The 23738-nt window shown below is 63.6% G+C and carries 23 protein-coding genes; 2 read left to right on the plus strand and 21 right to left on the minus strand.

Annotated features, from left to right (window positions below):
- Positions 1 to 63: 63 nt before the first annotated feature.
- The 6 genes from ISP19_RS12945 to ISP19_RS12970 all read right to left on the minus strand — a co-directional run bounded on the left by ISP19_RS12945 (position 64) and on the right by ISP19_RS12970 (position 7316).
- Entirely contained in the window at positions 64 to 1788 is a 1725-nt protein-coding gene (locus ISP19_RS12945) for a methyl-accepting chemotaxis protein (RefSeq protein ID WP_204682800.1), read from the minus strand.
- Between the two features lie 14 nt (positions 1789 to 1802).
- Positions 1803 to 2309, minus strand: coding sequence for a chemotaxis protein CheW (locus ISP19_RS12950; protein ID WP_204682801.1), 507 nt, complete (start codon positions 2307 to 2309; stop codon positions 1803 to 1805).
- Between the two features lie 369 nt (positions 2310 to 2678).
- Entirely contained in the window at positions 2679 to 4346 is a 1668-nt protein-coding gene (locus tag ISP19_RS12955; RefSeq protein ID WP_204682802.1) for a methyl-accepting chemotaxis protein, read from the minus strand.
- 114 nt (positions 4347 to 4460) lie between these two features.
- Complete coding sequence (locus ISP19_RS12960) at positions 4461 to 6440, minus strand: chemotaxis protein CheA (RefSeq protein ID WP_204682803.1); 1980 nt, start codon at positions 6438 to 6440, stop codon at positions 4461 to 4463.
- A 181-nt stretch (positions 6441 to 6621) separates the two neighbouring features.
- Positions 6622 to 6984 (minus strand): response regulator, encoded by a 363-nt coding sequence (locus ISP19_RS12965; RefSeq protein ID WP_204682804.1) that lies wholly within the window; start codon positions 6982 to 6984, stop codon positions 6622 to 6624.
- 14 nt (positions 6985 to 6998) lie between these two features.
- On the minus strand, positions 6999 to 7316 hold the full coding sequence (locus tag ISP19_RS12970) for an STAS domain-containing protein (RefSeq protein ID WP_204682805.1): 318 nt from the start codon (positions 7314 to 7316) through the stop codon (positions 6999 to 7001).
- A gap of 227 nt (positions 7317 to 7543) precedes the next feature.
- Between ISP19_RS12970 and fliK the strand changes: the two genes are divergently transcribed.
- Complete coding sequence (gene fliK, locus ISP19_RS12975; protein WP_204682806.1) at positions 7544 to 8680, plus strand: flagellar hook-length control protein FliK; 1137 nt, start codon at positions 7544 to 7546, stop codon at positions 8678 to 8680.
- Positions 8677 to 8949 (plus strand): flagellar biosynthesis protein, encoded by a 273-nt coding sequence (locus ISP19_RS12980; protein WP_204682807.1) that lies wholly within the window; start codon positions 8677 to 8679, stop codon positions 8947 to 8949. The genes fliK and ISP19_RS12980 overlap by 4 nt, the downstream gene beginning before the upstream one ends.
- A gap of 160 nt (positions 8950 to 9109) precedes the next feature.
- Here the strand turns inward: ISP19_RS12980 and ISP19_RS12985 are convergent, their stop codons facing one another.
- The 15 genes from ISP19_RS12985 to fliP form a co-directional block, all read right to left on the minus strand.
- On the minus strand, positions 9110 to 9517 hold the full coding sequence (locus ISP19_RS12985) for a DUF2802 domain-containing protein (RefSeq protein ID WP_204682808.1): 408 nt from the start codon (positions 9515 to 9517) through the stop codon (positions 9110 to 9112).
- Positions 9507 to 9983, minus strand: coding sequence for a chemotaxis protein CheW (locus ISP19_RS12990; RefSeq protein ID WP_204682809.1), 477 nt, complete (start codon positions 9981 to 9983; stop codon positions 9507 to 9509). Before ISP19_RS12990 ends, ISP19_RS12985 begins: the two co-directional genes overlap by 11 nt.
- 9 nt (positions 9984 to 9992) lie before the next feature.
- Positions 9993 to 11090: a flagellar motor protein MotD gene (motD, locus tag ISP19_RS12995; protein WP_204682810.1), complete on the minus strand. Its 1098-nt coding sequence runs from the start codon at positions 11088 to 11090 to the stop codon at positions 9993 to 9995.
- The gene (locus ISP19_RS13000; protein ID WP_204682811.1) at positions 11087 to 11827 is read right to left on the minus strand and encodes a flagellar motor protein; all 741 of its coding nucleotides are present in this window, start codon (positions 11825 to 11827) and stop codon (positions 11087 to 11089) included. The genes motD and ISP19_RS13000 overlap by 4 nt, the downstream gene beginning before the upstream one ends.
- 240 nt (positions 11828 to 12067) lie before the next feature.
- A complete protein-coding gene (locus ISP19_RS13005) occupies positions 12068 to 14005 on the minus strand; it encodes a chemotaxis protein CheA (RefSeq protein WP_204682812.1) in 1938 nt (645 codons plus the stop codon).
- Between the two features lie 145 nt (positions 14006 to 14150).
- Positions 14151 to 14795 carry a protein phosphatase CheZ gene (locus ISP19_RS13010; protein WP_204682813.1) on the minus strand — a complete coding sequence of 215 codons (645 nt, stop codon included), beginning with the start codon at positions 14793 to 14795 and terminating at the stop codon, positions 14151 to 14153.
- The gene (gene cheY / locus ISP19_RS13015) at positions 14792 to 15199 is read right to left on the minus strand and encodes a chemotaxis response regulator CheY (RefSeq protein ID WP_204682814.1); all 408 of its coding nucleotides are present in this window, start codon (positions 15197 to 15199) and stop codon (positions 14792 to 14794) included. The genes ISP19_RS13010 and cheY overlap by 4 nt, the downstream gene beginning before the upstream one ends.
- Before the next feature lie 144 nt (positions 15200 to 15343).
- Positions 15344 to 16078 carry an RNA polymerase sigma factor FliA gene (locus ISP19_RS13020; RefSeq protein ID WP_204682815.1) on the minus strand — a complete coding sequence of 245 codons (735 nt, stop codon included), beginning with the start codon at positions 16076 to 16078 and terminating at the stop codon, positions 15344 to 15346.
- A 1-nt stretch (position 16079) separates the two neighbouring features.
- Positions 16080 to 17003: a MinD/ParA family ATP-binding protein gene (locus ISP19_RS13025; RefSeq protein ID WP_204682816.1), complete on the minus strand. Its 924-nt coding sequence runs from the start codon at positions 17001 to 17003 to the stop codon at positions 16080 to 16082.
- 14 nt (positions 17004 to 17017) lie between these two features.
- Positions 17018 to 18334, minus strand: coding sequence for a flagellar biosynthesis GTPase FlhF (gene flhF, locus ISP19_RS13030; RefSeq protein WP_204682817.1), 1317 nt, complete (start codon positions 18332 to 18334; stop codon positions 17018 to 17020).
- A gap of 236 nt (positions 18335 to 18570) precedes the next feature.
- A complete protein-coding gene (gene flhA, locus ISP19_RS13035; protein WP_204682818.1) occupies positions 18571 to 20664 on the minus strand; it encodes a flagellar biosynthesis protein FlhA in 2094 nt (697 codons plus the stop codon).
- Between the two features lie 26 nt (positions 20665 to 20690).
- Positions 20691 to 21833, minus strand: a complete 1143-nt coding sequence (flhB, locus tag ISP19_RS13040) for a flagellar biosynthesis protein FlhB (protein ID WP_204682819.1) — start codon at positions 21831 to 21833, stop codon at positions 20691 to 20693.
- 12 nt (positions 21834 to 21845) lie between these two features.
- Positions 21846 to 22613 (minus strand): flagellar biosynthetic protein FliR, encoded by a 768-nt coding sequence (gene fliR, locus ISP19_RS13045; protein WP_284384618.1) that lies wholly within the window; start codon positions 22611 to 22613, stop codon positions 21846 to 21848.
- Positions 22610 to 22879 carry a flagellar biosynthesis protein FliQ gene (gene fliQ, locus ISP19_RS13050; protein ID WP_204682820.1) on the minus strand — a complete coding sequence of 90 codons (270 nt, stop codon included), beginning with the start codon at positions 22877 to 22879 and terminating at the stop codon, positions 22610 to 22612. The genes fliR and fliQ overlap by 4 nt, the downstream gene beginning before the upstream one ends.
- Positions 22876 to 23697, minus strand: coding sequence for a flagellar type III secretion system pore protein FliP (fliP, locus tag ISP19_RS13055; protein ID WP_239556774.1), 822 nt, complete (start codon positions 23695 to 23697; stop codon positions 22876 to 22878). Before fliP ends, fliQ begins: the two co-directional genes overlap by 4 nt.
- Positions 23698 to 23738: the final 41 nt, after the last annotated feature.

Consider the following 23738-nt stretch of genomic DNA (forward strand, 5'->3'; position numbering starts at 1 on the left):
CGCCACGCAAGCGGCAACCCCACCGCAACCCTCCCCTGCTTTGGGGGAGGGCCTGGTTGATTGTCAGAATTCCTTCCACACACCGCTGTCGGCCGTTTCCGGCACGTTGCGGCGAGCAGCCGGCGCCGATTGGCGCACCGCGGCGAACACGGCTTCGGTTTCCGCCATGATTTCCGCGGCTTTCGGCTTGGCCGGTGCAGCGGCAACCACCGCGTCATCACCGAAGCGGAAGAAGCTCACCTGGCGTGACAGCTCGCTGGACTGCTCATGCATGGCGCGTGCGGCGGCGGAAGCTTCTTCCACCAGCGCAGCGTTCTGCTGGGTCATCTCGTCCATCTGCGCCACGGCGTTGTTGACCTGATCGATACCGGCCGATTGCTCCTGGCTGGCAGCGGCGATCTCAGCCACGATGTCGGTCACTTTCTTCACGCTGTCGACGATGTCGGCCAGCGCCTTGCCCGACTGATCCACCAGGTCGGTACCGGTGCGCACCTTGTCATTGCTGTCGTTGATCAGCAGCTTGATCTCTTTCGCCGCGCCCGCACTGCGCTGGGCCAGGTTGCGCACTTCGGTGGCGACCACCGCGAAGCCACGCCCCTGCTCACCGGCACGCGCTGCTTCCACCGCTGCGTTCAAGGCCAGCAGGTTGGTCTGGAAGGCGATTTCGTCGATCAGGCTGACGATGTCGGAGATCTTGCGGCTGGAGCTGTTGATCTCGCGCATGGCGGTCACCGCCTGCGCCACCACTTCGCCGCCGCGCTCGGCCTGTTCGCGCGCACCGCGGGCGAGCTGGTTGGCGTGGCTGGCGTTTTCCGCGTTCTGCTTCACCGTCGAGGTCATCTCTTCCATCGACGAAGCGGTTTCTTCCAGGCTCGAAGCCTGTTCCTGCGTGCGCTGGCTCAGATCATCGTTGCCACGCGCAATCTGCTGCGCGGCGGTGCTCACGGCATCGGAACCCTGGCGCACTTCGGCCACGATTTCCACCAGGCGCTGGTCCATCGTGCGCAGCGCGGAGAGCAGGTTGGCCAGTTCGTCCGCACCCTTTACTTCGATCTCATGACCGAGCTTGCCGCCGGCGATTTCCTTGGCGACCTTCATCGCGTAGTTCAGCGCGTGCGAGATCGAGCGAATCAGCAAGGCCGAGCGCAGCAGCGCGAACAGCAGGCCGGCGAGCAGGGCAATGACGGTGATCAAGCGCACGTGTTCGTAGCTTGTCACCTGATCCTGGTAGATCTGCTGGGCTTCCTGACGCTCCGTGTCGACCACCTTGGACAATGCATCCTGACGCTGCATCAGCAGCGGACGCATTTCCATCTCAATCAGATCGGTGGCGGAGTTGTCGTTCTGCTTGATGGCATCCAGCACGTCATCGCGCGCCTGGGCGTAGTCCTTGTCGGACGACCGATAGTCCTTTACCACCGCCATCAGCTTGGGGCTCAGCATCGCCGAGCGCTTTTGCAGCGCATCGGTGACATCGTCGATCTCCTTCTGGTAGCGAGCGACTTCAGTCATTTTCTGCTTCAACTGATCGGCCTTGCCTATCAGGTTGGCGGCCTCGTTGAGCGCGATGAAGTACTTCAACGAACTGGTACGCAGGGTGTCGGTGAGCTGCGTTGGTACCAGTTCATTGTCGTAGATGGCTTGCGTGCCGGCGTTCTGGCGGGCCATCGAGCCCAGGCCGATCACCGCACCGGCGACCAGCATGAAGCACAGCAGACCCACCAGGACGATCAGACGAGCCTTGATGGTGAGCGAGAAAAACTTCAAGTTCGGGAAGCGCAGTTTCATGTTGTTTTATTCCTTCATGCCACAGCTTTCACATCGTCAGCCGCGTTCAGGGCGGCCTCGAGCATCTGCGCGTCCTGCGGTTGCAGCAGCTTGTCTGCATCGAGCAGCAGCACCATGCGGTCGCCGATCGAGGTCAGTCCTTTCAAGTATTCGGTGTCGACGGTGGTGCCCATGTCGGGCACCGGGCGCAGCGCGTCGCTGGCCACGTCGATCACATCGGAAACGGCATCCACCACGATGCCGAACTGGCGCCCGGCCACGGTGATGATCACGGTGACGGTGGTGGCGTTGTATTCCTCGCGCGCCAGACCGAAGCGCAAGCGCAGATCGATCACCGGCACGATGGCGCCGCGCAGATTCAGCACGCCCAGCACGTAATGCGGCGACTGCGGAATGCGCGTGACCGGGGTCCAGCCGCGAATCTCGCGCACGGAGAGGATGTCGACACCGTATTCCTCGTGCGCGAGGTTGACGGTGAGGTACTGCGACTGGAGCGCTTCGCCCCGGGCCAGGTCAGACATGTTTCGCCTCGTCATTGGAGCGCCCCCAGAGGGCTCCCGTTCGTGAGATAGATCGGCGGTTTTGGGCAAAACTTGAGCTGAAAGCTGCATGTTTCCCTTCATCGGCAGCCCATTACTTTCGGCATGCTTTTCTCCCTGGAGAGAGGCGGCTATGCGTGACAACACACCTACTCGCCGAGCTGTTGCTCCCTCTCCCCTCCGGGGAGAGGGTTGGGGTGAGGGGTCGGGCTTGCCGTAAGCGCCGTCGTTACGACGAATCTTTGCTTCGATGGTTTGAGGCTTCGTAAGCAACTGTTTCGCAAGAGTGGCCCCTCACCCCGGCCCTCTCCCCGGAGGGGAGAGGGAGAGAGCCACGCGCGGAGATTGGCGTCAGAACTCGGCCCACTCGCCCGCCACCGCCAGCGGCCGCGCGACCGGCTGCTGCACCCGTACCGGCGCGGGTTTCGGCCGCAACTGGATCACCGGCGCCGCAACCTGCACCCGGAAATACCCCATCTGCGCCTGCAACCGGACCGCCTGCTCCTGCATGGCGCGGGCGGCCGCCGCCGCTTCTTCCACCAGGGCGGCGTTCTGCTGGGTGACCTCGTCCATCTGGGTGACAGCACGGTTGACCTGATCGATACCGGCCGACTGTTCCTGGCTGGCCGCCGCGATCTCATTCACGATATCGGCCACTTTCTTCACGCTGCCGATGATCCCGGCCAGGGCCTGGCCGGAGGCGTCCACCAGTTCGGAACCGGCCTGGATTTTGTCCACGCTGTCGTTGATCAGGCTCTTGATCTCTTTCGCGGCGCGCGCGCTGCGCTGGGCCAGATGACGTACTTCGGTAGCGACCACCGCGAAACCATGGCCCTGTTCGCCGGCGTGCGCGGCTTCGACCGCCGCGTTCAACGCCAGCAGGTTGGTCTGGAAAGCGATTTCATCGATCAGGCCGACGATATCGGCAATCTGCCCGCTGGCTTGCTTGATCGCGTGCATCGCGGCACTGGCCTGCGACGCGACTTCACCGCCTCGTTCGGCCTCACTGCGCATGGCGCCGGCGAGCTGGCTGGCGTGGCCGGCGTTCTCGGCGCTTTGCTTGACGGTGGACGTCATTTCCTCCATCGACGCGGCGGTTTCTTCCAGACTCGACGCCTGCTCCTGCGTGCGATGGCTGAGATCGTCGTTGCCGTGCGACATCTGCTGCGCGGCAGCGCTTACCGCATGCGCACCTTGCTGCACTTCGCCCACGATATCGGTGAGTTTGCCGCGCATGCGGCCCAGGGCATCAAGCAGACTGCCGGGTGCGGCCTGCAAGGCGTCACCGCTCAGATCGCCATCGGCGATGCGCGCGGCCATGCTCAGCGCAACGCTCGGTTCGCCGCCGATGCTGCGCCGGATGCTGCGCATGGATTCCCATACCACCAGGATCACCAGCAAGCCCACCAGCGCCGCACGCAGCAGACTGCCCACCAGCATCTGCTGGAATTGCGCATCGATATCCACGAAATACGCGCCTGCCGCCACATGCATGTCCCAGGGCTTGTACCAGGACGAGTAGGTCATCTTCGCCTTGTTGCCCGTGCTGCCCGGCATCGGCCACACGTAGTCGGTGAGGCCGTGGCCATCACGCTGATCGGCGGCGAGCATGTCCCGATAAAAGAATTTGCCGGTGGCGTCGGCATCGTCATGGATGCTCTGGCCGACGCGCTTGGGCATGATCGGATGCATGCGCATGACCAGACCGGAATCGAACACGTACACGTAACCGGTACCGTTGTTCCAGCGCAAGGTGGACAGTGCGGCAAGGGCGCGCTGCTGCGCTTGCGCATCGCTGAATTCACCCTTCGCAGCGCGATCGTGGTAACTCTGCAACAGGGACATGGCGGTTGCCACCTGATCGCTGAGCGCTCGTTCGCGCGCCTGCATCTGCAAGCTGCGGCTGTCGATCGCTGACAGCACGGTCAGCGCAACCAGCCCGACCACCACAATGGCAATAACCAGCCAAACTCTGGCTGCGAGACTCAGGCGCTCAAGCAATTTCAACGGGGACTTCATGACGACAACCTTCAAAAATAGGGAAAAAACAGGGCGCAGCGGCCCGCGCACCGACGCCCGCGGTGCGTGACACGATGGAGTTGGAATGTGGCTGCGCCTTCCCGGCGCAACCGGTTAAGCCGCCTTACGGCGCGATTGCAGCCGGATCAATCCGGCAATATCGATAATCAGCGCCACCGAACCATCGGCCAGGATGGTCGCGCCGGAGATACCGTCGACCCGGCGATAGTTGGCTTCCAGCGACTTCACGACCGCTTGCTGCTGACCGATCAGTTCATCGACAAACAAGCCAACCTGGTTACCGTCCGCCTCGACCACGATGACCAGGCCGTCTTCAATGTTCTGCCGCGCATTCGTGCAACCGAATTGCTGGTGCAGGCGCACGATCGGCCGGTATTCGCCACGGAAACGGAACAGCTCGCCGCCACCGGTGACGCTGCGTATCGCCTCGGCAGGCAACTGGATCGATTCCACGATCGACACCAGCGGCACGATGTAGCACTCATCGCCGACCGCCGCGCGCAGACCGTCGATGATCGCCAGCGTCAGCGGCAAGGTGATGGTGAAGGTGGTGCCGTTGCCGGGGCGCGTCTTGATCGCCACCGTGCCGCCAAGATCCACCACGTTGCGGCGAACCACGTCCATGCCCACGCCACGGCCGGAAAGGTCCGTGGTCACCGCGGCCGTGGAGAAGCCCGGCTGGAAGATCAGCTCGCCGACTTCGTCGTCGCTGATGCCTTCGCCGCTCTTGATCAAACCTTTCTGCAGCGCCTTGGCGATGATCGCTTCGCGATTCAGGCCGGCGCCGTCGTCGACGATCTCCACCACGATGGAACCGCCGCGATGGAACGCTTCCAGGCGCAGCGTGCCGATGTCGCCCTTGCCGGTGGCACGGCGTTTTTCCGGTGTTTCCAGGCCGTGGTCGATCGCGTTACGCACCAGGTGCACCAGCGGATCGCCGATTTTCTCCAGCACCGTTTTGTCGAGTTCCGTATGCTCGCCGACCAGCTCCAGCTTCACCTGCTTGCCGAGCTTCTGGCTGAGGTCGCGCACCAAACGCGGGAAGCGGTTGAACACCGAACCGATCGGCAACATGCGTATACCCATCACGCTTTCCTGCAGCGTGCGCGTATGCCGGGCCAGCTGGGCCAGACCTTGTTGCAGCATGGCCAGGCGCGAGGGATCGAATTCTTCGCGGAACTGATCGAGCATCGCCTGGGTAATCACCAGTTCGCCGACCAGGTCGATCAGGCCATCGATCTTGTCGATGCCGACGCGGACTGAACCGGCATCATTGCTGCTGGCCGCCGCACTGCGCGTGGTACCCGCCGCGCCGCCTGCGCCGGCCGGCGCGCTGACTGCTTCGACAGCCGGTGCAGGCGGTGGCGCAGCGGCAACGAGCGGCTCGATGCTCAGATCGCACTCGTCCTCGACCCATTCGAATACACCGGCGATGGCTTCGCGGCTGACCGAACCGGTCAACTCGATGCGCCAGCCCAGATGGCATTCGGTGGGGTCGAGCGCGTCCAGCGTGGGCACACGATCCAACTGTGCCTCGACGACCAGCTGCCCGAGCGCAGCCAGTTCACGCAACAGACGCAACGGGTCGTTGCCGCCGGCCAACATGCCGGCGTGGGGACGGAATTGAATGATCCAGCCGCTGGCTGCGGCCGGTTTGGCAGCGACCTTGGTCGCCGTGGGCCCAGCATGGCCGACAGCTGCGGCCAGTTGCTGCTTCAAGCTCTCGCTTTCACCATTGGCGAGCGGCTGACCGCTTTGTGCGCGGTCGAACATGCCGCGCAGGCAATCGACCGTGCGCAACATCAATTCAATGATGCTCTTGTCGATCGCCCGGCGGCCGTCGCGTACCTGGTCGAGCAGCGATTCGGCTTCATGCGTCAGCGCCGCCATATCCGGAAAACCGAAGGTGGCCGAACCGCCTTTGATCGAGTGCGCCGCACGGAAAATGCTGTGCACCAGCTCGGCATCACCGCCTTCATCGAGCGCCAGCAGCGCCGCTTCCATGGCGTCCAGCCCTTCCAGGCTTTCCTCGAAGAAGACTTTGTGGAATTGGGCGATGCTGATGTTGCTCATAAACAAAATCCTGGAATGGGCCTGATACCGCTCTGCTCCCTCTCCCCTCCGGGGAGAGGGTTGGGGTGAGGGGCCGCGCTTGCCTCAAGAGTGAAGATCAAAGCGCTGGCACTGATAGCGTCTTTCGCGAGGTTGTCCCCTCACCCTGCCCTCTCCCCGCAGGGGAGAGGGGAAAGGCGGCTCAGCCAAGCACGCGCTTGACCGTCGCCAGCAACTGCTCCGGATCGAACGGCTTCACCAGCCAGCCGGTCGCGCCAGCGGCCTTGCCTTCCATCTTCTTGTCCGTGTTGGACTCGGTGGTCAGCATCAGGATCGGCACGCCCTTGTATTCGGCGCGCGTGCGCAGTTCGCGCACCATGCTGATGCCGTCCATGACCGGCATGTTCACGTCGGCCAGCACCAGGTCGAAGCGCGAAGCCGCCGCCGTATCCAGCGCGAGCTGGCCGTTCTCCGCCTCGGCCACTTCATAGCCGGCGCTACGCAGCGTAAACGCCACCATGCCGCGCATCGAAGCCGAATCGTCCACCGCAAGAATCTTTGCCATCTTCCACCTCAAGTTCAGGCCGGCTGTTTCGCCGGCAATGTCAAAACCTCTGCCAGGCCCAGCTGGCTGGCCGCGTCATGCAGCGGTGCGCTCGCGCTGGCCCACTGCACGGCGTTGCCGCGCTTGCGGGCCTCGTGCTGGAACACCACCAGCAGTTGCAGGGCGGCCGTGTCCACGCGCTCGACCGCACCACCGTCGAGCACGATTTCGGACACGTCAAGCGCAGCACTGAGCTGCCGATGCATATCGGTCACCTCGGCGATACGGAAATCGGACGGCATGCCCACCCGCACCGGGCCCTTCGCTGCATCACTCTTGTTCTTGCTGCCCATGACACGTTCCTCACGGATGCCTGTTGGAAGATTTATCGGCCAGGCGCGAGGCAGCTTTAGAGGGTTTTCTTGACGCTTGCGTCACAAACCCGGAGGTTGCCGCCCCCAGGATCCGCGCAAAAAATCACGCCACAAAACCCCCTAAAGTTTTTTCGCCCTGCGCCGATTAATCCCCCAGGTTCGCGAGAACGTGCGACGAGAGCACGTCGCTGGCCGAGGAGCCAAGCGTGATCATCCAGCCAACCAGCGTTGCCGCACTGACCTGGCTCGGTGCCGCCGCAGGCGCCAGCTCCGAGGGCTGGCGTATTGGCAGCGTGTTGTCCGCGCGTCCGCTTGGGATAACCGAAGAAGGCTTGATGGTGTTGCAGATCGGCGCGCTGACGGTGGAAGCCGAGGCGCCCGGCACCGGCACCAAGCTTCCTCCGCAATTTCAAGTGCGCGTGCTCAGCCTGGGCGCGCAGCCGCAACTGGAAATCCTCAGCGCCAATTCGCCGCTCGACAGCACGGTCAACCAAGCCCTGCGCGAACGCCTGCCGCAGCAGAACGGCTACGCCCCGCTGCTGGCGACCGTGGGCGCCTTGTCGCAATGGGCGATTGCCAAGCAGCTGCCGCCGTATCTGCGTTCGGCCCTGGCGTTGCTTGAGCACAGCATGAGCTCGCCGGCAGAACTTACTACCCCTGATGGGGTACGCCAGGCCATCAATCGCAGCGGTATGTTCCTCGAAGCGCAGCTTGCGCAGGCGCCGGCCAGCGATGCCACCACCGCGCATGACGATATGAAGGGTGCGCTGCTACGACTGGTGGCGATCCTGAAAGGCCAGCCTCTGCTTGGTGAAAGCAGCGATGCCGAGGTGGACCCGCCCCTGCTCTATCGCGGCGTGATGCCACAAGGGCGCCTGCCGCTGCCATTCGAACTGGCCAATACCAGCGAAGCTACCGACTTTCTGCCCCGCCTCTACGCCGATGTGCAGTCCGCGCTGGCGCGGCTGGAAGTCGCGCAATTGCAGGCGACGCCTGCACACTGGCTGGTGGAAATTCCGGTGCAGGATGAAGACGGCGCCGATGTGCTGCAGCTGATGCTCAAGCAGGAACAGGAAGCCGAGCAAGGCTGGACCATGGGTTTTTCGCTGGACCTGCCTTCGCTGGGACCGATTGCCGGCGAACTGCATCTGCGTGGCCTGCGCCTGTCGGTGCGCCTGTGGGCGCTGCGCCGCGAAACCGTGGATCGATTGGAACAACAGTTCGATGACTTGCGTTCGCGCGTCGACGCGACTGGTCTGTTTCTTGATCAGCTCAGTTGCCAGCTGGGACTTCCGCAAGCCGGCAGCAGTGTCAGCGCCGCGTTCCTGAAGGCCACGGTATGAGCACACCACTCCTGCCCGCACCACAACGCAAAGTCGTATTGCGCCTGCCGGGGGGCGCCGATGGTTCGTCCGGGACGACGCATTTGAATGCGGCTGAGGTTGAGAATCTGTTCAAGCATGCGCATGCGCTGGGCTTGCCCTTGCACCACGATGCGCAGGTTGCGGCGTTGCTGGTGTCGTTGCGGATGAATGCGGATGTGCCGGTGCTTTTGTATGCGGTGGCGGCGGCGGTGTTGGCGAGTATTTACGACGCTTCGCGCAAGGCTTGACCGCGCTTTTCTCCCTCTCCCCTCCGGGGAGAGGGTTGGGGTGAGGGGACACTCTTGCACAGATGGTGATTCAAAGCGTCGCTTCGATGGATAGATCAACGCGAGGTTGGCCCCTCACCCCAGCCCTCTCCCCGGAGGGGAGAGGGGGAAGAGCGCGGGATCATGCGCGTTTGGCGTAGAGACGCAGCACCAGCTCCGCTTCGTTGCGCGACAAACCGCAACGCTCCATCAACTGCTCCAGATCCCCACCCTCACGCGCCAGATGCTGTGCCAGCTCATAGTTGCTCGCCGACGAATGAAGACTGGCCGAACGCACCGGAGCCATCTGCGCCGCCGGCACTTCCACCGAACGCCGCGGTGCTTCCGGCAGATTCACGCGCGTTTCCAGCACACTCAGCCGATGCTCGATCTTGTTCAGCGCATTGACGATCATCAACCCCGGCACGCTCGCCGCTTCGTCGTCTTTGCCGCCGACCTGCCGCTTCATGCGACGCCCCTGCTGCCAGAGCAGGATGATGGTGAGGGTTTGAAGTACGAGCAGCGCGATCACCACCGCCTCAAGCCACATCCTGCAACTCCTGGTTCAAGCGGCACAAACGCACAACATCAAGCAACGCCACAAAACCTCCCTGCCAGCCCATCACGGCCTGCACCGGATCATCCACCCGTCCGGATCGCGCCGGTGGCGGCTCGATCGCTCCAAGCTTCGGCTGCAACAGATCGCCCACCGCATCCACGCGCAAACCCACGCGATGCGCATCGTGTGCAAAGACCACGATACGCACGGAAGCCGGATCAGCCGCTGCGGCCTGACTGAAACCAAGCCGGCCGCGGCCGTCCATCACCGGCACGATGTTGCCGCGCAGGTGACAAATGCCCAGCAGATCCGCCGCTGCGCCGGGCACTGGCGTGGGCGTGCAATCACGGATGACCTCGCTCACCTGGCTCAACAGCACCGCGTAATGCTGACCGTCCAGCTGAAAGGACAGCCACGGCTCCCGGGCGATCTTCTCGATGTTGGGAACAGAACTCATGCGCTGGTGTTATCCCTTGCTATCTGGCGTAACGGGTTGAGGCGGCGGCACGACGACCGGCGTGCTGATAATGCTGGCGACCGGTGTAATGACGCGCGGTGACGGCAGCGTTGCCGGTGTCTGCGCAGGCGCGGATGCTGGCGGCGTGGCAGGGGCCAGCACCTGCACGGGCGGCGTCATGGTGACTGGACCGGGAGCGGTCGTTGATGTCGACGCCTGCCGATCGTCCGTCGCGTCCGAATCGGCATCGGCGATCTGGTCGCTGTTGGTGTAGAAGCGGCGCGGCGCGGCCTTGTCGCTCAACACCACCACCAGCACACGCCGGTTGCGGTTGCGGCCATCGGCGCTGTCGTTGTCCGCCGCCGGGCGATATTGTCCCCAGCCGACGATGCCCATCCGTTCCGGATCGACACCGTGTTCGGCAAACAGGCGCGCAACACTGGCGGCGCGTGCGGCGGAAAGCTCCCAGTTCGACGGGTAGACCGCGGTATCAATCGGCACGTCGTCGGTGTATCCCTCCACCCGCAACGGGTTGGCGAAGGGCGCGAGAATTTCGCCGAGGCTGGTCAACACTTCATTGGCCGACGGCGACAAGCTGGCTACACCGCTGGGAAACAGAATATCGGTGCGGATCTCGATTTCCAGCCAATTGGGCGTGCGCCGCACCACCACCAGATTCTTGTCGATCAACGGCTGCAGCGCATGCTCGACTTCACTGCGAATGCGCTCCAGGTTCTGCTGTTCCTCGCTGAGCTTGCTCTTGTTCTGATCGGAGGGCGTACCGGGCACGGTATTGGGCGTGCTGATGTGCTGCGTCAGCACCGGCAGCAGGACTTGCGCAAGCGGTGAGCGCGGAATCGGCGCCGGCTTGGAACTGGGTACCGGCGTGCTGGACTGCATGCTTGGCGTGACCGGCTGAATCACCGAGCGCGAACCATTGAACGCAGCGGAAATCGCCTGGGCCAGCGCGCGATACTTGGTGGTGTTGACGCTGGACATCGCATACAGCACAACGAACAAGGCCAGCAACAGCGTGAGCAGATCCGCATAGGGAATCACCCACGCTTCGTGGTTGGGATGTTCTTCGTGCTTATGCCGGCGTCTCATACCAAATAGCCTTGCAACTTGCTCTCGATCTGACGCGGGTTATCGCCCTGCGCGATCGAGATCAAGCCTTCGATCAGGATTTCGCGTACTTGCGTCTGCTTGGTGATCAGCGCCTTCAGGCGTGCGCCGATCGGCAGCAGCAACAGGTTGGCCAGGCTGATGCCGTAGATGGTGGCGACGAAGGCGGCGGCGATACCGTGACCGAGCTTGGCCGGATCGGTGAGATCGCGCATCACCGCCATCAAACCCAGCACGGCGCCGATGATGCCCATGGTCGGCGAATAAATACCGCCCTGTTCATACACCTTGGCGGCATGCAGGTCGGCCTGTTCGCGCGTTTCCACTTCCAGTTCCAGCACGCTGCGGATCGCTTCCGGCTCGCTGCCGTCGACCAGCAATTGCAGGCCTTTCTTGACCAGCGGATCGTCTTCCGCATCGATATGCGGCTCGAGTCCGAGCAGACCCTGGCGGCGCGAAATTTCGCTCCAGCCGATCACCCGGCTGATCAAATCGGAAGGATGCAGTTGCGGCGGTTTGTAGACCATTTTCAACATGCCCGCCGCACGCTTGAGCACCTTGCCCTGCGTGTGCAGCAGCAGCGCGGAAATCGTGCCGATGAATACGATGACGAACGCCGCCGGATTCCACAGCGCGGAAACATCGGTGCCTTTGAGGATGGCGCCGACGATCAGCACCACGAAGGCGAGAATGGTGCCGGCGATGCTTACGATGTCCATATCAAGCACCTGCCTTGCTGCGAACTACAACTCCCTCTCCCCGAATTACAGCTCCCTCTCCCCTCCGGGGAGAGGGTTGGGGTGAGGGGGCGGGCTTGCGGGGAAACTCAGCGCTTCGCGAACTGTTTGCTTTTGGCTGTTGCGCACGAACAACCATCGGGCGAGGTTGGCCCCTCACCCCAACCCTCTCCCCGAAGGGGAGAGGGCGAGAGCGTTGTGTGGCGAGACGGAAGTTCTGGCTCATGCCGACACCTTCAACGAAGGCAGCAAGCGCCCGTCATCCTGCGACAGCGCCGCCAGATCCAGCACCAGCGCAAGCCGCCCATCGCCGGTAACGGTGGCACCGGCCACACCGGGCACGCCTTCGAACAACGGACCAAGCGGCTTGACCATCACGTCTTCGCGGCCGATCACCTCGTGCACCAGGCAACCGAGATGCATGTGTCCGACATGCAGCACCACCACATGACTGCCGCCCGGTCCGCTGATGCCCGCCCAGTCACCCAGGTCACCCAGCATCAGTGCGCGGCCGCGATGCGCAGCGACACGGCGACCATCCAGCATGTGGTCATGCTGCGGATTCAACTCGAACACTTCGCTGACATTGCTGAGCGGCAGCGCGAACAGGCGGTCGGCCACGCGCACCATCAGCACGCGCAGGATGGCCAGCGTGAGCGGTACGGTCAGCTCCAAGTTGCTGCCGTGACCCAGGCGCGAGTGCACCTGCAAGGTGCCGCCGAGTTCGGCGACGCGGGTTTTCACCACGTCCATGCCGACGCCACGGCCGGAGATATCGGAGATCTGCGCCGCCGTGCTGAAGCCGGGGCGGAAGATCAATTCATAGCATTCCACTTCGGACAGACGCGCCGCTTGCGCCGCGTCGATCACGCCTTTCTCGACCGCTTTGCGGCGCAGCACTTCCGGATCCATGCCGCGACCATCGTCGCTCACGGAAATCACGATGCGCTCGCCACGCTGGCTGGCCGACAAGGTCACTTTGCCTTTGTGCGGCTTGCCGGCACGTTCGCGGCCGGCCGGATCTTCCAGGCCGTGGTCGACCGCATTGCGCAGCAAATGGATCAGCGGATCGGCCAGGGCTTCGACCAGGCTGCGGTCGAGATCGGTGTCTTCGCCTTCGGTGATCAGCTCGATGTCTTTGCCGAGCTGACGTGCAAGATCGCGCACGATGCGCGGAAAGCGTTGGAACAGACGGCCCACCGGCTGCATGCGCATGCCGAGCACGGCAGTCTGAAGATCGTCGGAAACGCGATCCAGATCGCCGGCCATCGCGGCCAGTGTTTCGTTCTCGCTGCGCGAGGCCAGGGTAAGCAGGCGATTTCGCAGCAACACCAGTTCGCCTGCGCGGCTGACCAGTGTGTCGAGTCGTGCCGTGTCTACACGCACCGTGCTTTCGGCCTGCGTCGATTTCGCAGCCGCTGGTGCGCGCTTCGCTTCGACGGGCTCCGGTGCAGGTGCTGGCGCGGGAACGGGCGCTGCCGCCTGACCAGGCGCCGCGCCCTTGCCATGCAGGTTGTCGAGCAAGGACTCGAACTCATCGTCGCTGATTTCTTTGTTCTCGGCCGCTGCCGCTTGGGCGGTGCCGGGCGATCCACCCTTGCCGTGCAGGGTGTCCAGCAGACTTTCGAATTCGTCGTCGTTGATTTCCTTGGATGTGTGCGCGGGTGCACCCGGCACACCGCCCTGCCCGTACAGCGTATCGAGCAAGGCTTCGAATTCCGCTTCGATCGGGTCGGCCGCACGCGCCGGTTTGGCCGGCGCGGCTACCGGCGCGGCGGCGATCGCTGGCTGCAGGCGTTGCAGCAATGCCTGCGGCGGCGGCGCCATCGGTTCGCCGTTGGCCAGCGCCGCCATCATCACGTTGAGCAGATCCAGCGCTTCCAGCAGCGCATCCATATGCACCGAATTCAGCACCAGCCGGCCGTTGCGGGCATCGTTGAGCAGTTCTTCGGCGTTATGGCACAACTGCACCATCGGTTCGACACCGAGGAAGCCCGCCCCGCCCTTGACCGTGTGGAAGACGCGAAACACCGCATTGAGCAGCTCGCGATCGAGCGGCGAGGCTTCCAGCTCGATCAGCTGTTCGCCCAGCCGCTGCACCAATTCCCCGGCCTCGACCAGGAAATCGTCACGCAGTTCGCTGTCCAGGTTCGCATCCATCAATGTGCTTCCGTAAAGCTTGGCAAACGTTGGGCAAGTTGTTCACCGGAACGAGAGAGGGACGCGGGACACGTCGCGAGGACACCGGCGCAGGGTCTTGCACACATTCCCGACATCACGCCCACGCCACGCATCCGTCAGTCGCCTAGAACCCGAATTCGCTCAACAGGCGATCCACTTCGTCCTGGCTGGCTACCTTCGCCACTTCCACCGGCGCTTCGCGGCCGGCGAGTGCGCCGGTCAGACGCACCAGTTCGAGCAGCGAGGATTCGACGCTTTCGATAAAGCTCACCACTTTCTTCACGCGCTGCCCGGCCAGGTCCTGCCAGGACTGCACCAGCACCATGTCGTTGAGCCCTTCGGCGCAGGCGTTGGCGAACACTTGCGCCTGACGCGCCAGCACGGCGGCGGGATCGGTCTCGCTGCTGTTGAAATCGAGCACGGCGACCGCGTTGGCCGACAGCGCTTCGGCTTCCGGACGCATGCGGTCGACGAAATCCAGGCTGCGATGCGCGGCCTTGGAGCTCATGTCGAGCACTTCGGCCAGGTAGTTGCGCGCATCGGTCATGCTCTCGGGCACGCCTTCATTGGCCAGGTCGCTGCCGAGGCGGCACACCGCGCCATGCAGATCGCGGGCGAGCACGCCGAGTGCGCGGAACAGATGCTGCTCGCGCTGACGCACCATGCTGTCCAGCGCCTGCTCGAACGCGGCACCGTCGGTGCTGTCGAGCAGCGCGCGAACTTCCGCGGGAAGGCCATCGTTGAGTACGGCGGTCATGGTTGCGGTCATGCGGAAGCTCCACTGGCGGCCAGGCGCTCGAAGATCTTGTCCAGCTTTTCCTTCAGCGTGATCGCCGTGAAAGGCTTGACGATGTATCCGTTCACGCCGGCCTGGGCAGCGGCGATGATCTGTTCGCGGTTGTTTTCGGCGGTCACCATCAGCACCGGCAGGCCTTTCAGCTTGGGTTCGGCGCGAATCGCCTGCAGCAGTTCGATGCCGGTCATGTTCGGCATGTTCCAGTCGGTGACGACCATGTCGAAAGCGTTGGCCTTCAGCATCGTCAGCGCCGCATTGCCGTCATCGGCTTCCTGGATCAGCGGATTGCTGAAGCCCAGTTCGACCAGCAGATTGCGGACGATGCGCCGCATGGTGGAGAAGTCGTCTACCACCAGGATTTTCATGTTCTTGTCCAAGCCGATCTCCTAAAAGCGAGAAGTGAGTGGAGAGGAGTGAGGGGTGAGAGTGGCAAGCCGGCGTGCTGCGGCAGCCCGATGGGGATGTGGTTGCATGCGTGTCGTTCTCTTACTTCTCACTCCTCTCCACTCACTCCTAAGCATTCATCCACGCCAGTCGCCCATGCGCGCGCGCAGTCTTACCAATGCCTGGCCGTGGATCTGGCAGACGCGTGATTCGGTCACGCCAAGCACCAGGCCGATTTCCTTCAGGTTCAATTCCTGCTCGTAATACAGGGACATCACCAGTTGTTCGCGTTTGGGCAGCGTGCTGATCGCTTCGGCCAGGGCATCGCGCAGGCCATCCTGCTCGATGCTGTCCTGCGGACCGAGGCTGTCGTTGTCGGCCACGTCCAGTGCGCTGCCTTCGCCGCCTTCACCGTCGTCGGGCGCGGTGAGGCTGAGCAGGCGCGCGCTGGTCGCGTCGGCCAGCACCTGGTGATATTCCTCGGCGCTGATGCCGAGCCGCTTCATCACCTCGGCGCTTTCCGCGTCGGCACCGGTCTCGTTTTCAATCTGCCGCACCACTTCGGCGACTTCGCGGACCTTGCGATGCACCGACCGGGGGGTCCAGTCGGTCCGGCGCAGTTCGTCCAGCATCGCGCCGCGTATGCGGATGCCCGCATACGTCTCGAAGCTGGCGGCGCGATCGCTCGTAAAGTTTCGCGCTGCCTCGAGCAAGCCGATCATGCCTGCCTGTACCAGATCTCCTACGTCAACGCTCGGTGGCAGCCGCCCCATCAAGTGGTAGGCGATACGCCGCACGAGCGGCGCGTGCCTGCGCACCAGCTGGTCCGCATCTTCGCGCTGTAGCTGCAAATATTCGGAGGCCACATTCATCTCACCACCCCGCAGCCGGCAGACTCTGGCCGCTGAAAAACGCAATACGTCCGAGGTCCGGGTACGCGGGTTCTCCCCATGTATCGACCGCACCTGCCAATTGCTTGAATCCCACCGCCGAGCGGCTGGAGGGCCACAGGTCGACCACGGCGCCTTGGCGGCGAATGGCCTGCCGCAGCCATTCGTCATGCGGCACCATGCCCATGTAGTCCAGCGCCACGTCGAGGAAGCGCCCGCATACCCGGGCCATCTTTTCGTAAAGTTTTTTCGCGTCGCCGGCCTGGCGCACCATGTTGGCGACGATGTGGAAGCGACGTACGCCGAAGTCGTGCGCGAGGATCTTGATCAAGGCGTAGGCATCGGTCAGCGAAGCCAGCTCATCGCAAACCACGATCAGCACGTCATCGGCCGCGGCGGCGAACATGGCCACGTTGTCGGCCACGCCGGCGGCGGTATCCACGATCAGGAATTCCGGTGGCTGGATCAGATCGTCGAACGAGCGGATCACCGCGGCATGTTCGCCGTTGCCCATCTTGGCCAGCCGGCGGATGCCGGAACCGCCCGGGATCACCTTCAGGCCATGCTGCGCCGGGATGATCAGATCCTGCAGCGTGCACTGCCCTTCCAGCATATGGCCGACGTGGCGGGTCGGACTGAGGCCCAGCTGCACATCGATATTGGCCACGCCCATGTCGGCGTCCAGCAACATCACGTCACGCCCGGCCATGGCCATCGTCATCGCCAGGTTCACGGCAACGGTGGTCTTGCCCACGCCGCCCTTGCCGCCGGCGACGGCGATGGTGCGGGTGATGCGACGTCGCTGCACGATCGGGCGCAGGTTTGCCGCCTGATGGATGACCGGCGGCTCTTCACGTTGGACCGGAGCGGCGGAAAACAGATTTTTTAGACCAGCTGCTTGATTCATATGCATTGCTTCGCTCATAGACCCGCCACCGCCATGCCAAAACGATCAGCCATATCCAGATCCTCAGCCGCCGGCCCCAGACGCTTCTGCGTCTGCGCCGCACGGCAAACCAGTACGCGTGCATCGGCGGCGCTGATGTCTTCCGGAACACGCTGACCGTCGGTGGTGCAGTCCAGCGCGAGACGGTGCCGGATCAGCGCCGAAAGCAATCCGCCCAGGCTCGGCGCTTCGTCGAGCTTGGTGGCGATGCATCCGCTCAATTGCAGCGGCAGATAGGCGCGTACGGATTCATCCAGCGCCGATGCCTGCGCATTGGCCGCCAGCACCAGACAGGCGCGCAGCTTGGTGCCGCCCTGGGCGCCAGCATCGCGCAACACGTCCATCTGCTGTTGCAGACGCGGGTCGGTACCGGAAACCCCGGCGGTGTCGACCAGCACGGTGTGGTGTTCGCGCAACAGATGCAGCGTCTGCGTCAGGCCCGCCGCGTCGTAGGCGGGATAGACCCGCACGCCGAGCAGACGCCCGTAATGTTCAAGCTGCGCCGCGGCGCCGATGCGGTAGTGATCGGTGCTGACCAGCGCGACTTTCGCCGGGCCATGGTTCATCACGGCACAGGCGGCGAGCTTGGCGATGGTGGTGGTCTTGCCGACCCCGGTGGGGCCCACCAGCGCGGTGACGCCGCTGCTTTCGGCCAGACGGCGGCCAGTTACTTTCAGGCTGCGGCTGAGCAGACCCAGCGGCAGATAACGCGCCTGGTCGGCGTTGAGTTCTTCCGGCAGTTCATCGATCAGCTGACGCGCGACATCGGTATCGATGCCCAGGCGCGACATGTCGCGCAGCACGCGCGCACGCATTGGACTGCGGCGCTCCATATCGTTCCACGCCAGGCTGGAAAGCTGTTGTTCGAGCAACTGGCGCAGACCGCCGAGCTCGCTGCGCATGCGTGCCGTTTCCAGCGCGCTCTGCTCGACGATCGGCTGCAACGCGGCCACCTCGCTGGGTGGCACCGGCATCGGCGGCGGCGGTGGCGGCGTGACCGCGCTCACTTCCTTCACCGGTTCCTTCATCGGTTCCTTCGCGATCGCTTTGCTGCGTTCCTTGGAGCTTTCTTTCAACGCATCCTTCACCGGCGGTTTCACCGCTTCCGGCGCGGGCGTGTTGTGACGCACGGCTTCGCGCATCAGCGATTCGTCGTAATCGACTGCCGCGATGATCTCGATGCCTTCCTCGAGACGACGCGTGGAGAGGATCACCGCATCGGCGCCCTGCTCCGCGCGTACATCGCGCATGGCCTGGCGCATATCGGGGGCCAGGAACCGTTTGATCTTCATTGCATGCTCCTGTGATCGACATCGGATGTCGCGTGGAGCTTCTTTTTGTTCACGCCATCAATAGTCATCCGATATGTCCTCACTGCCGCCTTGCCTTGTCGCTGTTCGTATTTGATGTAGAAAAAAGTGCGTCCTGCACTTTTTTCTACTCGCCCAATCCAGCAAGGCCGGCTTGGGCTCCGCTGAATCAAGCACTGAGTGCTTGATTCACGGCAGGCCATCCGTGGCCTGCAGGGCTATCGCCCTATCGCCTGCACCAAGCGCACGCGACGGTTATCCGGTACTTCGTTGTAGGCCAGCACATGCAGGTTCTGAGCCACGTGGCGCGTGAAGCGCGAGAGCCACGGACGCAGTTGCGGTTGCACCAACATCACCGCCGGTTCGCCGTTTGCCTCTTGCCGCCGCGCGGCTTCCGCCACGCTCTGCTGCAAGCGGTCCGCGAGCCCCGGCTCGACCGCCGCACCTGCTGCACCACTGCTTGAAAGGGATCCGAGCAAGATCTGTTCCAACTCCGGCGCGAGCGTCAGCACCGGGATTTCCGTGCCCAAACCCGCGATTTCCTGCACGATCTGGCGGCCCAAAGCCACGCGCACCGCCGCAGTCAGGGTGCCGGGATCCTGACTCTGGCCCGCGTGCTCCGCCAAAGACTCGACGATGCTGCGCATATTGCGGATCGGCACCTGCTCGGCGAGCAGGTTTTGCAGCACTTTCACCACCACGCCCAGCGACAGGCGCTTGGGCACCAGGTCTTCCACCAGCTTGGGCGCGGTCTGCGCCAGGCGGTCCAGCAGCTGCTGCACGTCCTGGTGGCCGAGCAGTTCATGCGCATGGTTCTGCAGGATGTGCGAGAGATGCGTGGCAATCACCGTGGCCGGATCGACCACGGTGTAGCCCAGTCCCTGTGCGTGTTCGCGCTGGCTGTTTTCGATCCAGACCGCTTCCAGGCCGAAGGCGGGATCGCGCGTGGCCAAGCCTTGCACGGTGCCGTGCACGCGGCCGGGATTGATGGCCAGGTGGCGCTCGGTATAGACCTCCGCCTCGCCCATCGGCACGCCCATCAGCGAGATGCGATAGGCATTGGGACCGAGATCCAGGTTGTCGCGTATGTGCACCGGAGCGACCAGGAAGCCCAGCTCCTGCGAAAGCTTGCGGCGCACCGATTTGATGCGCGCCATCAGCTCGCCGCCCTGGTTCTTGTCGACCAGCGGAATCAGGCGGTAGCCCACTTCCAGTCCGATCGGATCGACGCTGGCCACATCTTCCCAGCCCAGTTCCAGCTTTTCCGCCGCGACCGGTGCGGGCAAGGCTTCGGCCGATGCCTTGGCCAGGCGCTCCTTGGTTTCCTGCTCGCGGCGGATCATCAGGTAAGCCGCGCCGCCGCACACCGCGGCCAGCATCAGGAAAGCGATATTCGGCATGCCGGGCACCAGGCCCATCACGAACAGCACCACGCCGGCCACCGCCAGCGCGCGCGGCTGGGCGAACACCTGCCCCACCACCTGCTTGCCCATGTCCTGCGACTTGGATACACGGGTGACGATCACCGCTGTAGCGACCGACAGCATCAGCGCCGGCACCTGCGCAACCAGGCCGTCGCCGATGGTCAGCAAGGTGTAGGTGCGCGCCGCTTCCGCGGCCGACAGGCCGTGCTGCAACATGCCGACGAAAAAGCCGCCGACGATATTGATCATCAGGATCAGGATGCCCGCGGTGGCGTCGCCGCGCACGAACTTGGACGCACCATCCATCGAGCCGTAGAAATCCGCTTCCTCGCGCACTTCCTGGCGGCGCTCGCGCGCTTTTTCCTGGGTCAGCAGGCCGGCGTTGAGATCGGCGTCGATCGCCATCTGCTTGCCGGGCATCGAATCCAGGGTGAAGCGTGCGGTCACTTCCGATACGCGCGTGGCGCCCTTGGTGACCACCACGAAGTTGATGATGGTGAGGATGGCGAACACCACCAGGCCGACGGCAAAGTTGCCGCCGATCACGAATTCGCCGAACGCCTCGATCACCTTGCCCGCCGCGCCGGGACCGCCGTGGCCGTTGAGCAGGATCACGCGGCTGGACGCAATGTTGAGCGACAGGCGCAGCAAGGTGGACAGCAACACCACGGTGGGAAACGCGGCGAACTCCAGTGGCCGCATGACATAGACCACCGCCAGCAGGATCACCAGCGACAAGGCGATGTTGAAGCTGAAGAGTATGTCCAGCACGAACGGCGGCAACGGCAACATCAGCATCGCCAGCATGGCGAGCATCACGATCGGCGCTCCCACACCACGCCGGGTGATTTGCTTGAAGGTATCGAAGGCGCTTGCGGTGGTGGCCATGCGGGTTGCCTTAGCAGTTCAGTGCATTAGGGTTGGCGGTAACGGCCCTGCAGCTCGGGATCGACGTCCGGCTTAGGTACCGTGGGGGCAGGCCCGCCGTGCTTGAGAGCCTGTTTCAACTGATAGACGTAGGCGAGGATCTGCGCGACCGCCACATACAGCGCCGCCGGAATTTCCTGACCGAGGTCGGTGGTGGCATACAAAGCGCGTGCCAACGGCGGCGCTTCGACCAGGGGAATGTGGTGCGCATCGGCAACCAGACGAATCTGCTGCGCGAGTATGTCGACACCTTTGGCCACCACGCGCGGCGCACGCATGCGTGCATCGTCGTAGCGCAAGGCCACCGCAAAATGGGTCGGGTTGACCACCACCACATCCGCCTTGGGCACTTCCTGGATCATGCGGCGGCGCGCGATCTGCTGCTGCATCTGGCGGATGCGGCCCTTCATCTGCGGATTGCCTTCGGTGTCCTTGTGCTCGTCCTTCACTTCCTGCTTGGACATGCGGTGTTTGCGCTCGAAATCGAAGCGCTGCCAGATCGCATCGAGGCCGCCGATCAAAGCCAGCACCACCGCGAACAGCAATGCCGCATGCGCGACCAGCGTGAGTGCTTGCCCGACGCCCGCGCCAATCGCCTCCTGGCCGGTCGCCATCACCGCCATTTCGTCGTGACGCAGCAGCAGCACCAGCGCCAGGCCGATGAAGATGACCTTGACCAGTGACTTGGCCAGCTCGATCAAGCCGTTCAAGGAAAACAGCCGGCCGAAACCGGCGATCGGATCGAGGCGCCCGAAGTTCGGCACCAAGGCTTCCGAACTGAAATTAAGTCCGCCGATCAGCACCGTCGAACCCACCGCGGCCAGCAGCGTCGCGGCGAAGATCGGCGTGAGCAGGGACAGTATTTCTCCCGCCACTTGTCTGAGCACGCGGATCAGCAGTTGATCGCTAAACAAAGCGTCGCGTGAATACGTCAGGCCAAGCCCATAAATGCGTTGCATGTGCGCGTAGATGCTTTCACCGCCAGACAGCAGCATGCTCGCGCCGGCCAGCACCACCATCGCGCCGGACAGATCGCGCGAGCGGGGAACCTCGCCTTTGTCGCGGGCGTCCTGAAGACGTTTTTCCGATGGTTTTTCGGTGCGGTCTTCGTTTTCTGTCCCCTCGGCCATGGGCGCTGCTCCTCAGAGTCCCGCCAGGCGTTGCATCAGGGTCCAGGCCACCGCCTGCAAAGATGCATAAGCACTCGCGATGCCGCGCATCGCCAGCCACAGCGTGATAAAGCCCATGCAGATGCTGATCGGAAAACCGACCGCGAACAGATTCATCGCCGGCGACGCGCGGCTGGTTGCCGCAAAGCCGATATTCACCAGCAACAAGGCGGTCACCCCCGGCAGCGCGACGCGCAGCGCGCCGGAGAACAAATCGCCGCCGGCCTTCACCACCAGCCACAGCGATTGTGGATCCACGCCGCTTGCGCCCGGCGGCAAGCTGCGAAAACTGTCGGCGAGCAGCGATATCACCTGCAGATGGCCGTCCATCGCCAGAAACAGCAGGCTCACGATCACCATGTAGTACTGGCCCAGCACCGGCTCGGTGTTGTTGTTGGTCGGGCTGATCAGTTCCGCAAAGCCAAGCCCCATGCTCTGCCCGATCAGGATGCCGCCATAGGAAACCGCCTCGAACACCAGCTGCAACACGAAACCGATGCTGGCGCCGATCAGGATCTGCATGGCCATCGTCGCCGCGCCGGTCGCACTGAACAGATCCATCTGGGTCGGCGCCAGCGGCGCCAACACCATGGTAAGCACCACGACGAGCGCTACGCGAACGCGTGCCGGCATCACCGTGGAGTTGAAGATCGGCGCGGTCATGCAGAAGCCGCCGATGCGGCCCAACGCCCACAGCATGCCGGACAGCCAGTAGATCAGCGCCGACATCTGGATCGTCACTTAACCGCCCCCGGCAGGCCGACGATGATGTCATGCGTAAACTGGATCAGGGTGCGCAGCATCCACGGCCCCACCAGCAGGCCGACCGCCGCCATGGCCAGCAGCTTCGGGATGAAGCTCAGCGTCATTTCGTGAATCTGGGTCGCGGCCTGGATGACACCAACCAGCAAGCCGACCAGCAGCGCCGTCAGCAGCAAGGGCGCGGCCACGATCATGGTGACGTACAGCGCATGCTGGCCGAAGTTGATCACCCATTCCGGCGTCATGTGTAGAAGCTCCCTGCCAGCGTGCCGATCAGCAACGACCAGCCGTCCACCATCACGAACAACATGATCTTGAACGGCAGCGAGATGATCATCGGCGACACCATCGCCATGCCCATCGACATCAACACGCTCGCCACCACCACATCGATCACCAGGAAGGGCACGAACAACAGAAAGCCCATCTGGAACGCGGTCTTCAGTTCGCTGGTGACGAAGGCCGGCATCGCCACGCGAAACGGCACATCGTCGCGGCTGGCATAGGGCTGCAGCTTGGCCAGATGGGTGAACAGCTGAAGATCCGAATCGCGCGTCTGGTCCAGCATGAAGCGCTTGAACGGCGCCGCAGCGGCGGGAATCGCATCCTCCGCGCTCATCTGGTGATCCATGTACGGCTTGACGCCGTTGTCGTAGGCGCGGCTCAGCACCGGCGACATCACGAACATGGTCAGGAACAGGGCCAGTCCCAGCAGCACCTGGTTGGGCGGCGTGGACTGCGTGGCCAAGGCCTGGCGCAGGAAGCTCAGCACGATGATGATGCGCGTGAACGAGGTCATCATCAGCAGCACCGCCGGCAGCATGGTCAGCACCGTCATCAGTGCCACCACCTGCAACGACAGGCTCCAGTTCTGGCCGGCGGCGCCGACGTTTTGCACGGTCAATACGGGGATGCCGGCCGAAGCGGCGATTGGAGCAATCGGCGCTATCGGCGTGATCGTGGATGATGCCGTGGTGGTCGTGGTCGTCGCGGCATGCGCGGCAAAAGGAATGAACACCATCACCAGTAGCAAAAAAACGCTACGTACAAACTTGCCCATCATCTTCCTTATCCCGTCGTCCCGGCGCAGGCCGGGACCTAATG

It is taken from the genome of Dyella flava (assembly GCF_016904955.1).
In the GTDB taxonomy this organism is placed as follows: Bacteria; Pseudomonadota; Gammaproteobacteria; order Xanthomonadales; family Rhodanobacteraceae; genus Dyella_B; species Dyella_B flava.

Bases quoted from the DNA above. Each gene is read 5' to 3' on its own strand.
- ISP19_RS12945 (WP_204682800.1), bottom strand. From the start codon at position 1,788: ATGAAACTGCGCTTCCCGAACTTGAAGTTTTTCTCGCTCACCATCAAG.
- ISP19_RS12985 (WP_204682808.1), bottom strand. From the start codon at position 9,517: ATGTGGCTTGAGGCGGTGGTGATCGCGCTGCTCGTACTTCAAACCCTC.
- fliQ (WP_204682820.1), bottom strand. From the start codon at position 22,879: ATGACGCCGGAATGGGTGATCAACTTCGGCCAGCATGCGCTGTACGTC.
- flhB (WP_204682819.1), bottom strand. From the start codon at position 21,833: ATGGCCGAGGGGACAGAAAACGAAGACCGCACCGAAAAACCATCGGAA.
- ISP19_RS12970 (WP_204682805.1), bottom strand. From the start codon at position 7,316: ATGGGCAGCAAGAACAAGAGTGATGCAGCGAAGGGCCCGGTGCGGGTG.
- ISP19_RS13000 (WP_204682811.1), bottom strand. From the start codon at position 11,827: ATGGACATCGTAAGCATCGCCGGCACCATTCTCGCCTTCGTGGTGCTG.
- ISP19_RS12980 (WP_204682807.1), top strand. From the start codon at position 8,677: ATGAGCACACCACTCCTGCCCGCACCACAACGCAAAGTCGTATTGCGC.
- ISP19_RS13020 (WP_204682815.1), bottom strand. From the start codon at position 16,078: ATGAATGTGGCCTCCGAATATTTGCAGCTACAGCGCGAAGATGCGGAC.
- ISP19_RS12990 (WP_204682809.1), bottom strand. From the start codon at position 9,983: ATGAGTTCTGTTCCCAACATCGAGAAGATCGCCCGGGAGCCGTGGCTG.
- ISP19_RS12965 (WP_204682804.1), bottom strand. From the start codon at position 6,984: ATGGCAAAGATTCTTGCGGTGGACGATTCGGCTTCGATGCGCGGCATG.
- ISP19_RS12955 (WP_204682802.1), bottom strand. From the start codon at position 4,346: ATGAAGTCCCCGTTGAAATTGCTTGAGCGCCTGAGTCTCGCAGCCAGA.
- flhF (WP_204682817.1), bottom strand. From the start codon at position 18,334: ATGAAGATCAAACGGTTCCTGGCCCCCGATATGCGCCAGGCCATGCGC.
- flhA (WP_204682818.1), bottom strand. From the start codon at position 20,664: ATGGCCACCACCGCAAGCGCCTTCGATACCTTCAAGCAAATCACCCGG.
- motD (WP_204682810.1), bottom strand. From the start codon at position 11,090: ATGAGACGCCGGCATAAGCACGAAGAACATCCCAACCACGAAGCGTGG.
- ISP19_RS12950 (WP_204682801.1), bottom strand. From the start codon at position 2,309: ATGTCTGACCTGGCCCGGGGCGAAGCGCTCCAGTCGCAGTACCTCACC.
- ISP19_RS12960 (WP_204682803.1), bottom strand. From the start codon at position 6,440: ATGAGCAACATCAGCATCGCCCAATTCCACAAAGTCTTCTTCGAGGAA.
- fliP (WP_239556774.1), bottom strand. From the start codon at position 23,697: ATGATGGGCAAGTTTGTACGTAGCGTTTTTTTGCTACTGGTGATGGTG.
- ISP19_RS13025 (WP_204682816.1), bottom strand. From the start codon at position 17,003: ATGAATCAAGCAGCTGGTCTAAAAAATCTGTTTTCCGCCGCTCCGGTC.
- ISP19_RS13010 (WP_204682813.1), bottom strand. From the start codon at position 14,795: ATGACCGCAACCATGACCGCCGTACTCAACGATGGCCTTCCCGCGGAA.
- ISP19_RS13005 (WP_204682812.1), bottom strand. From the start codon at position 14,005: ATGGATGCGAACCTGGACAGCGAACTGCGTGACGATTTCCTGGTCGAG.